Origin of the sequence: Roseospirillum parvum, assembly GCF_900100455.1 — a bacterium.
Taxonomy (GTDB): Bacteria; Pseudomonadota; Alphaproteobacteria; order Rhodospirillales; family Rhodospirillaceae; genus Roseospirillum; species Roseospirillum parvum.
In genome coordinates, this window is record NZ_FNCV01000024.1 from 1 (window position 1) to 6,453 (window position 6,453).

At 69.0% G+C, this 6,453-nt stretch carries 8 protein-coding genes; all 8 read left to right on the top strand.

Annotation, left to right across the window (positions count from 1 at the left end; translation table 11 throughout):
- Positions 1-213: hypothetical protein (locus tag BLR95_RS15100; protein WP_425438450.1), on the top strand; the 213-nt coding region annotated here is incomplete at its 5' end.
- Positions 213-1,673: a DUF935 domain-containing protein gene (locus BLR95_RS15105; RefSeq protein WP_092622054.1), complete on the top strand. Its 1,461-nt coding sequence runs from the start codon at positions 213-215 to the stop codon at positions 1,671-1,673. The genes BLR95_RS15100 and BLR95_RS15105, both read left to right, overlap by 1 nt.
- Positions 1,666-2,916 carry a PBECR2 nuclease fold domain-containing protein gene (locus BLR95_RS15110; protein WP_092622056.1) on the top strand — a complete coding sequence of 417 codons (1,251 nt, stop codon included), beginning with the start codon at positions 1,666-1,668 and terminating at the stop codon, positions 2,914-2,916. The genes BLR95_RS15105 and BLR95_RS15110 overlap by 8 nt, the downstream gene beginning before the upstream one ends.
- Before the next feature lie 486 nt (positions 2,917-3,402).
- Complete coding sequence (locus tag BLR95_RS15115; RefSeq protein WP_092622058.1) at positions 3,403-4,548, top strand: hypothetical protein; 1,146 nt, start codon at positions 3,403-3,405, stop codon at positions 4,546-4,548.
- A complete protein-coding gene (locus tag BLR95_RS15120; protein WP_092622060.1) occupies positions 4,545-4,922 on the top strand; it encodes a DUF2190 family protein in 378 nt (125 codons plus the stop codon). Before BLR95_RS15115 ends, BLR95_RS15120 begins: the two co-directional genes overlap by 4 nt.
- Entirely contained in the window at positions 4,922-5,860 is a 939-nt protein-coding gene (locus tag BLR95_RS15125) for a phage capsid protein (protein ID WP_092622062.1), read from the top strand. Before BLR95_RS15120 ends, BLR95_RS15125 begins: the two co-directional genes overlap by 1 nt.
- An 11-nt stretch (positions 5,861-5,871) precedes the next feature.
- The gene (locus tag BLR95_RS15130; protein ID WP_092622064.1) at positions 5,872-6,237 is read left to right on the top strand and encodes a hypothetical protein; all 366 of its coding nucleotides are present in this window, start codon (positions 5,872-5,874) and stop codon (positions 6,235-6,237) included.
- A gap of 1 nt (position 6,238) precedes the next feature.
- Positions 6,239-6,453, top strand: a 215-nt coding sequence (locus tag BLR95_RS15135) for a phage protein Gp36 family protein (RefSeq protein ID WP_143131044.1), incomplete at its 3' end; no start/stop codon positions are given.

A 6,453-nucleotide genomic window follows, 5' to 3' on the forward strand; every position in this document is an offset into this window, starting at 1 on the left:
GTGACCGTCGCCGGGAATATCCGCTTTGCCGCCGAGCGGACCCCGGACGGCCACGCCGACCACTTCTGGGCCCTGGCGCTGGCAATCGAGGCGGCTTCGAACGGCACAGGCCCCATCGAGGTCACCACTGCCGGAGATCTGCGCGCGGGCCTTGAGGTCTATGACACCGATCCGCTGGGCCCGGCCGGCGGCGGCTTTGAAGGGTTCATGTGATGGCCGAAAACACCCCCCAACCGGACTTCCAGGAAATCGCCGTTGCCAGTGCCGACGGGGAAGACATCACCGCCAGCTGGGTCGCTGAGTTACGCCAGCCTCGCGATGAAATCCTGCGTACCCGGGGGCGCGGTGACCTGGCCATCTACGAGCGCCTGAAGCGTGATGATCAAGTCCACAGTTGCTGGCAACAGCGCGTCAACGCCCTGGTGTCGCGGGAGTGGACGGTCGAGCCGGGCGGCCCGCGCCGTGACGACAGGAAGGCGGCCGCGTTCGTCGAGGATCAGCTGAAGGCGATCCGCTTCGACAACGTGACCAAGAAGATGCTGAACGGTGTCTTCTACGGCTACGGCGTGGCCGAGTGCCTGTGGGCGCCGAGCGCCGGGCAGATCGTGCTGGATGCCCTCAAGGTGCGGCGCACGGCCCGCTTCAGGTTCGGTGCGGACGGCACTCTGCGGCTGCTGGCGAAGGATCATCCCGAGGGCTTGGTCATGCCGCCCCGCAAGTTCTGGACCTTCAGTTCCGGCGGCGAGGACGACGACGATCCCTATGGGCGCGGCCTGGCCCATTACCTCTACTGGCCGGTCTGGCTGAAGCGCAATGGCGTCAAGTTCTGGTCGATCTACCTGGAGAAATTCGCCAGCCCAACCGCAAAGGGGACTTTGCCGAGCAGTGCCAGCACGGAGGAACGGCGCAACCTGCTGGAGGCGCTGCGGGCGATCACCCAGGACTCATCGTTGGTGGTGTCGGAAGGCACCCTCGTCGAGCTGCTGGAGGCGACCCGGCAGTCCGGTGGCGATTACGCCGAATTCTACCGGCTGCTGGATGGGGCCATCAGCAAGATCATCCTGTCGCAGACCATGACCACGGACGACGGGTCCAGCCTGTCGCAGGCCCAGGTCCACCAGGATGTGAAGCTGGAGGTGGTGAAGGCTGATGCCGACCTGATCTGCGAGAGCTTCACCGACCAGGTGATCCGCTGGCTGGTCGACTGGAATTTCCCCGGCGCGGCCAAGCCCTGGGTGTGGCGGGACGTGGCTGAGCCGGAAGACCTCAAGACGCGGGCCGAGCGCGACAGGACCATCTACGACATGGGCTACCAGCCCACCCAGGAGTACATCGACGAAACCTACGGCGAGGGATTCGAGCGCCGGGCGGAAGCTCAACAGCCTCCCACGGAGGAGGCCCGGGCGCCACAGCCGGCCTTCGCCGAGCAGCAGGACATCGGCGACGACGTCGACGCGCTGGTGGGCCAGCTCGAAGCGGCGGCCGGGGCGGCAATGGACGCGATGATCGACACCATCCGCCAGGCCATCGATGACGCCGACAGCATCCCCGATGCCATGGCGCGCATCGAGCGCGCCTACCCTGACTTGGCGCTGGACGATCTGGCCGACCTGATCGCTCGGGCCGCGACGGTGGCCGACCTGTCGGGCCGGGCCGAGGTCGGCCATGGCTGAGCCCGACCCGCTGACGCCGCTGCCGTTCAAGGAGGCCCAGGACTACCTGCGCCAGAAGGTCAACCTCCCCACCGCGACCTGGACCGACCTGAAGGAGGGCATGCACGCCCGCGCCTTCGTGATCGCGGGCGCCATGAAGGAGGATCTGCTGACCGACTTCAGGGGCGCCCTCCAGAAAGCGCTGGATGAAGGGACCACGCTGGCCGACTTCCGCCGGGACTTTGATCGCATCGTGGCCCGCCACGGCTGGACCTACAACGGCGCCCGGGGCTGGAGGTCGCGGGTCATCTACGACACCAACATGAGGACCGCCCGGGCCGCCGGAAAGTGGCAGCAGATCAACACCGCCACCGCGCGGGAGCGCAAGCGCGGGCGGGTCCTTTACCTGCGCTACCAGGCGGTCCTGGACAGTCGGACGCGGCCGCAGCACAAGGAGTGGCACGGCATCATCTTGCCCGCCGATCACCCCTTCTGGGCGACACACTATCCGCCGAACGGCTGGCAGTGTCGGTGCACCATCCAGGTGCTGACCGAACGCCAGCTGGCGCGCTATGGCTACACCCCGACGCCGTCCGACCAGGCGCCGAAGGTGACGATGGAAGACCGGCCCGTCCGGCGGGCCGATGGCACCACCGCCACTTGGCCCACGCCAAAGGGGATCGACACCGGCTGGGGATACAACGTCGGTGAGGCCGCCTGGGGGCGGAATGTGGACGACCAAGTGATGGCTGACTTTCGGGCTGCCCCAGAGGCCGAGTGGGAGCGCATCGGGGGCGAAACCTGGGATAGCCTCGGCCTACCGCGCGAGTTGCCCGTCCGGCCTGGGCGACCGCTGGGTCAGCCGGTGGATACTCGGGACCAGGTAGTAGATGCGGTGCGCGCGGTGATCGGCGGCGAGGAGCGCACTTTTCGGACCCCGGACGGCTCGGCGGTCCATGTTTCAGCCGAGGTTCTGGGTGCTCACCTGCAGGTGCACCGGGCTCCGCTGGCGCCCCTGTTGCCTCAGCTGCTCGAGGACCCCGAGGAAATCTGGTTATCCTGGGAGCGTCACCGCCTGACGGGGCGGGTGGCGTTGCGTCGCCGACTGGTGCAGGCGGTCGACCTGGGCGCCGCTGGTCGCCTCATCCTGGTGGCCAATGGTGTGCGTGGCCGGATGGAGGCTTGGACTTTTCTGACGGCGCGCGGCACCGGCTACCTCAACCGCGTGCGGGCTGGGCAGCTGCTGTACAGTCGATCACGCTGATGGTGGGAGCCCGGCCGATCGGGAGCCTAGGCTTGCCAGCGATGGTTAACGCGCCCGTCCGCGACCATCGCTTTTCCCCTTCAGAATACGCCCGCCCTCCCGACGGATCAAGATCGCTCCAGGACGCCGAAGCCGCGTCCCGCACCATCTCCTGCTGATCGCCAGCTTCTTCTCTCCTGCCCCCTTCAATCCCCCTTCAACGGCGCCGTTTCCCGGCCGACCGACCGGTCGGGCCGTCGATGGCCCGATTGAGAGGCCGTAAGAGGCTGTGAGAGGCCCGGGAGGCCCCCTTTACGAGGGATGGGGCCTGACTGATCTACAGCGCACCACGGGCCCGCGTCGCCCTTCCTGGACGACCCCGGCCGGTGGCGCTATGGTGGGGGCGCTCCCCACACGCAGGGGGTGGACTGACAAATGTCAGCCCTCCCCGATCCGGCACCGCCCTCTAGGGTGTTCCTCGACGTTGTTCCGACGCGAGGTTCCGCCGTGCCCGAGATCGAAATCTTCCGCCCCGGCCGCCACAGGGCCATGAGCGGAGAGACCCTGAGCTTCAGCGCCGCCGACCTGGACGCCATCGTGGCCGGCTACGATCCGGCGGTGCACGAGGCGCCGGTGGTGGTTGGTCATCCTCGCAGCAACGATCCGGCCTACGGCTGGGTCAAGGCCCTGCGCCGTGACGGGCGTGGCCTGAAAGCGACCATCGACCAGTTGGAGCCCACCTTCGCCGAGATGGTGCGCACCGGGCGCTTCAAGAAGGTTTCGGCCAGCTTCTACCCCCCTTCCAGCCCGTCGAACCCGACGCCTGGGCGCTACCACCTGCGCCACATCGGCTTTCTCGGTGCGCAGCCACCGGCCGTGAAGGGCATGGCGCCAGTCGAGTTGAGCGAGGACACGGAGGTGGTGACCGTCGAGTTCGCCGCCGCCGACGAAGCCTCCACCAAGCGAAGCCTGGCCTGGGCCCTGCGTGCCATCGCCAACGCCTTCAGCCGGCTGCGCGATCAGGAGATCGCCGACAGCGGCGATGCCGCCGCCGGCGACGATGTGGCCAGCCGCTGGCAGATCGACGAGATCAGCGAGGCCGCGACGCGCCTGCAGGAAGAGGCCGAGGCGGCCACCCCCAACTTCACCGAACCCCAGGAGAAAACCGCCGTGACCACGCCCACCCCTTCGGCGCCCGCTGCCGCCGACACCCAGGACCCGGCCGCCGCCCTGGAGGCCCGCGAGAGAGACCTGAAACAGCGCGAGGCCCAGTTCGCCGAGCGCGAGCGTGCGGCGCGGCGGGCCGACAACGCCGCCTTCCTGGATGGCCTGGTCGCCGACGGGCGGCCGCTGCCCTGCGCCAAGGAGACTCTGGCCGCCTTCATGGAGGCCATCGACGGGGCCAGCGTTGATTTCGGCGAGGGCGAGGGGCGCGATCCGCTGACCGTCTTCAAGGAGGACGTGCTCGGCCGCCTGCCCAAACGGGTCGAGTTCGCCGAGCTGGCCGCCCCCGACGGCAGCGAGCCGGCGCAGGCCCGGGCCGAGGACATTTCCCGCCGGGCCATCGCCTTCCAGGAGGAGCAGCGCCGGGCCGGGCTCGACATCACCGTGACCCAGGCGGTCGGCCACATCGTCAAGGAGATGAACCAGTGAGTAACCCGGGCCTGATCAAGTCCTACAAGGTCGGCGCCGCCGTGGCGCCGCGCCGCATCGTGACGCTCGCCAGCGGTGAGGTGGTTCAGGCCACCGCCGCGACCGATGCCCTGATCGGGGTGTCGGACCTGGGCGCCGCCAACGCCGGCGACGTGGCGGACGTGGTCCTCTCCGACCTCGCCGACGTCGAGTACGGGGGCAACGTCGCCGAGGGCGACTGGTTGACCGCCGACGACGACGGCAAGGCCGTGGCGGCCGCGCCGGGCGCCGGTGCTTATGCGTCGATCATCGGGCAGGCCATGGTTGCCGGCGCCGACGGCGACATCGGCCTGGTCCACATCGCCAAGCACACCCTCACCGGGGAGACCGTCTGATGAGCACCGCCACTGCCCGCCCCTTTGAAAGCAATCCGGCGCTGACCGCGATCGCCATGGCCTACCGCAACGGGGAGATGATCGCCGATCAGGTCCTGCCCCGGGTGCCCGTTGGCCGCCGCGAGTTCAAGTATCTGGTTCACAACCTGGCCGAAGACTTCACCGTTCCCGACACCCTGGTCGGTCGCAAGGGGCAGGTGAACCAGGTGGAGTTCGGGGCTACCGAGGCGACGGCCGCCTGCCAGGACTACGGCCTGGAGGACGTGATCCCCCAGGACGACATCACCAACGCGCCGCCCGGGTACAACCCGAAGGGGCGCGCGGTGGAGGGTATCAGCAATCTGATCGAACTGGACCGCGAGGTCCGGGCGGCGAACCTGGTCTTCAGCGCCACCACCTATCCGGCCGGCTACAAGGAGACCCTGGCCGGCACCGATCAGTTCTCCGACTTCGACAACTCGAGCCCGCTCACGGTGATCGCCGAGGCCCTGGATAAGCCGATCATGCGGCCGAACATCCTGGTCATCGGCCAGGCGGCGTGGACGGTGCTGCGCCAGCATCCCCAGATCGTCAAGGCGGTCCAGGGCAACAGCGGGGACGCCGGCATGGCCTCGCGACAGCAGGTGGCCGAGGTGTTCGAGCTCGAGGAGGTGCTTGTCGGTCGGGGGTGGGTGAACACCGCGCGCCGTGGGCAGCCCGCCAACATGCAGCGGGTCTGGGGCAAGCACCTGGCCCTGCTGCACCGGAACAAGACCGCCGACACCCGCCAGGGGGCGACGTTCGGGATGACCCCGCAGCTCGGCGGGCGCCTTGCCGGCTCCTGGCACGATCGCAATGTCGGCCTGCGCGGCGGCGAGGTGGTCCGCGCCGGTGAGAGCGTGGTGGAGCTCATCACGGCCTCGGCCCTGGGCTACTTCTTCGAAAACGCGGCCGCTTAAGGGAGGGTGCCATGAGCCAGTACATGGTGTCCTCTGACATGGCGGTTCGGGTGGGCGGTCGCCTGTACCACGAAGGCGAAACCCTGACCATGGACCCGGCCCTGGCCGCGCCGCTGATGGCGCAAGGGCGGCTGCGGAGCCACACCCCGGTCGTCGAGCCCCCCGCCACCGACACCACCGATCCCGCCACCGCCACCGACGGTGCCACCGACCTGCTGGCCGCCATCGGGCAGTTGGAGCCGGGCAATCCGGACCACTGGACGAAGGATGGTCGGCCCGACGCCCGTGCGCTGGCGGCCGTCGTGGGGCGCGAGGTGTCGGCGGCCGAGCGCGATGCTGTTTGGGAGGCCTCTCACCACGCCATGAAGGGCCCTTGATGTGACCACCTACGCCACCCAGGCCGACATGGAGAAGCGCTTCGGCGCCCAGGAAATCGCCGACCTCGCCTACCGCGAGGAGGGCGATGCCCTGGCCCCGGCGCTGGCCGACGCCACCGCGCTGATCGACGGCTATCTGCGCGGCCGCTACGCGCTGCCGCTGTCGCCGGTGCCGGCGCTGGTGACGGCCCTGGCCTGTGACCTGGCGCGCTTCGC

Excerpts from the sequence above, each read along its gene's own strand:
- BLR95_RS15105 (WP_092622054.1), top strand. The coding sequence starts at position 213 with ATGGCCGAAAACACCCCCCAACCGGACTTCCAGGAAATCGCCGTTGCC.
- BLR95_RS15110 (WP_092622056.1), top strand. The coding sequence starts at position 1,666 with ATGGCTGAGCCCGACCCGCTGACGCCGCTGCCGTTCAAGGAGGCCCAG.
- BLR95_RS15125 (WP_092622062.1), top strand. The coding sequence starts at position 4,922 with ATGAGCACCGCCACTGCCCGCCCCTTTGAAAGCAATCCGGCGCTGACC.
- BLR95_RS15130 (WP_092622064.1), top strand. The coding sequence starts at position 5,872 with ATGAGCCAGTACATGGTGTCCTCTGACATGGCGGTTCGGGTGGGCGGT.